3 protein-coding genes are annotated in these 2,919 nt (G+C 42.9%); all 3 read left to right on the plus strand.

Translation table 11 applies throughout. From position 1 onward, the window contains the following. The first annotated feature begins 1,606 nt into the window (after positions 1-1,606). On the plus strand, positions 1,607-2,269 hold the full coding sequence (locus D8863_RS10245; RefSeq protein WP_125441843.1) for a DUF6572 domain-containing protein: 663 nt from the start codon (positions 1,607-1,609) through the stop codon (positions 2,267-2,269). A gap of 44 nt (positions 2,270-2,313) precedes the next feature. Then, positions 2,314-2,472 (plus strand): hypothetical protein, encoded by a 159-nt coding sequence (locus tag D8863_RS11115; protein WP_185761479.1) that lies wholly within the window; start codon positions 2,314-2,316, stop codon positions 2,470-2,472. A gap of 9 nt (positions 2,473-2,481) precedes the next feature. Next, on the plus strand, positions 2,482-2,919 hold a 438-nt coding region (locus D8863_RS10250; protein WP_221763087.1), incomplete at its 3' end, for a T7SS effector LXG polymorphic toxin.

The raw sequence follows: 2,919 nt of genomic DNA on the forward strand, positions 1-2,919 counted from the left end.
AACCAATCTCCTACTGTACAAGGACGGTTACTACCAGATTGACGGTGATCTTCATACAAAGTTGCCAGGTCAGGTATTTACAAACCTTCATAGTGCTTTAAAGAGTTCACGGGATAGTCTAAAGAGTGAGATTGAGCTCTTGAACACGACCAAGGACAAGATTTCTGATTTGGTGAGCTATGATGGAAGCAGTCATACCAGCACGGTCATGGACTATAACTTTCTGCTCAATCAGATCAAGAACTTGGANAGCTCNATCACTCAGTATGAAAGNAACCATGCGAGTCAGGATTTGGTCGCCTTTAAGGAACTTCTAGCTGCGACCAAGNCCTTGATAACAGAGCACGCAGGGAAGACACGTACGGTAGGAACTTACCAGTCTGGAGATTTCGCCAAACTCAAGTCTGTTCAACGCTTTGCGATAGCCTACAAACAGGCGACCCAGCAGATGGAGAGTCGCGTTGAGCGCGTGAAGGCTGCCCAGGAGCGAGACAAGGTCCGTTTTGAAGCCTTGGCCGCGGAGGATCGGGCCAAGAATGGCTGGAAAGACTTAGCTATTGGTATAGTGACCGTTGCGTTTGGGATTCTCGCAATTATAGGAACCATGGGGTCTGCGACTCCCTTGGTTGTTGGGTTTGGCTTAACCACAGGTCTGGGGGCAACGATCTATGGTACATCTAATGCAGCAGAAGGGATTCATAATATCGCACTTGGGAATGCAGGGGATATCCAGACGAAGTCCTATAACCACATCAGAGATACCGTATTCATGGGGAACGACAAGCTGTATCATACTGTTGGGAATGTCTTTGTGACGGCGAGTGCCATCATGATTCCCATAGGACAGACCCAGAGCGTTGTCAAGGGCTTGACCCAGTTTGCGATAGGGGAAGCAGGCGCTTATACAGCGGGTCAGGTTGCCTATCATGGGACCAAGCTTGTAGGTGGTAGCGAAGAGGACGCCCAAACCGCAAACTTTATCGGGAATATCGTAGGAGGTTATGCGGTCTCTTCAGCAGCCAGCAAGTTTAGTCTCAATAAGGTGAAAACTCAGTTCTCTACGGAATGGAATGAATATTTAAATGAATTTCCAAAACATAGTTTAACTCAATCAGAGATAAATGACATTATAAAAATTAAGCCTGATATTGAAAGAGGTATTAAACGTCAAAATCCACAAAGGTATTTATCAAGAGAATATTTGGAACAGCATAAAAAATTATTTGATGATGGCGTCGCTGCATTTGTGAAAGATGATTATTTCATTCAGAAATTTGGAGTTTTTGGTAGAGAAGATGGAGCTTTTGTTTTTCCTAAGGATGTAGCAAAGGCTATGATTAAAGAGGCGGACGGAAATCCGAGAAGATTAGAGGCTTTATTGGGACTGGATGAGGGAAGTCTAGGGGACTCACCTAAAATGGTGCTTCCACAGGAGATTCATAACTACAGAATTCCTGATGGAAATGAGGGAGGTTCACGTGATAATTTGCAGTGGCGACCAGGAGGGAAAACATACCCTGGAGGAGTTCCAGAAGCAGTAATTGACCCAGTTCCAAAAGATAAGGTAACATTAGTAGATATTTGGTAAAAGACAAAGGAGATAAGAATGGAATCAATTTATGTAAGTCAAAAAGACATGTTGGAAATCTGTCAAGATGGGGATAAGTATTTCTTGCGTTATCCAACTTTTAATATTACCTGCCCAGAAGTGATAAGAGAAATCCCCAAAGAAGTTGCAGATAGCTACATTTCGGGAGAACATACTGGCAAAGAGTTGATGAATTATGCGCAATATGGTTTTTGGAAATCTAAAAAAGAGTATACACAAGATGAATCCGATAAGCTCTTCATCGAAGATCATCCTTCCTTTATTTTGAAAAATCCTGAAAATAGCCGTTGTCTTTTTACAGCAGAGGAATTTAGACAAATTGTCACCCAAGCCATCTCTTCAGAACTCAAGCCAACTGAACTTGACGCTATTGGTACAGTTGATAATCATTTGGAGCTTCTTCTAGTGGATTCAGTTGGCTGGGAGGAAGAAATAGAAGAAGTCCATCTGGAAATTCTGCAAGAAAAAATTAACAATTATATTCACTTCCTCGAAAGCAAGCAGTATGTGGCACGATATGGCGATAACTTTGACAAAAAAGTCATCCATATTACCTTCCAATATTCTCCATCTGATAATGGATTGGCCTTTCTCGTAGCGGTTCAGAAAGTGTTACAACCGACTGATATGAGCTTGAAGGTAGAATTGCCGGAGAGATAAAGAGAGCGAATGACGCTCTCTTTTTGTGGTATAATGAATAAGGATTGAACCTATATCAAAAACAATTCAATGAACTCCACCAGCTGGTGAAGACCTATGCGACCTTGCTGGAGACAGATATCGCTTTGATGGCAGCCACAGGGAAAGAGATGCATCGGACAGATAATGTCCTAGGGCAAAACATGTTTCCTGGTTTGCAGTAGGGAGGTGCCATGAGTTACAATATAAAATTTGATGATATCACCTCTGTTCAAGTTGAAAGTCAAAAAACGATAAATGCTTGGGGAGAGTCGGTCGCGAGCCTCAACAAGGCCATGACAGACTTCATCAACAATCAAAATCTCCAAGGTCAGGCCATCTCGAGTATGCGCAACTACCTAGTAGAGGTGCATGGGACCCTTCTTCAGACTCTGGTCAACCTGATGAATGACTACTCAACCAATCTCCTACTGTACAAGGACGGTTACTACCAGATTGACGGTGATCTTCATACAAAGTTGCCAGGTCAGGTATTTACAAACCTTCATAGTGCTTTAAAGAGTTCACGGGATAGTCTAAAGAGTGAGATTGAGCTCTTGAACACGACCAAGGACAAGATTTCTGATTTGGTGAGCTATGATGGAAGCAGTCATACCAGCACGGTCATGGAC

The sequence above is a fragment of the Streptococcus oralis genome, from assembly GCF_003943825.1.
Lineage (GTDB): Bacteria > Bacillota > Bacilli > Lactobacillales > Streptococcaceae > Streptococcus > Streptococcus oralis_CD.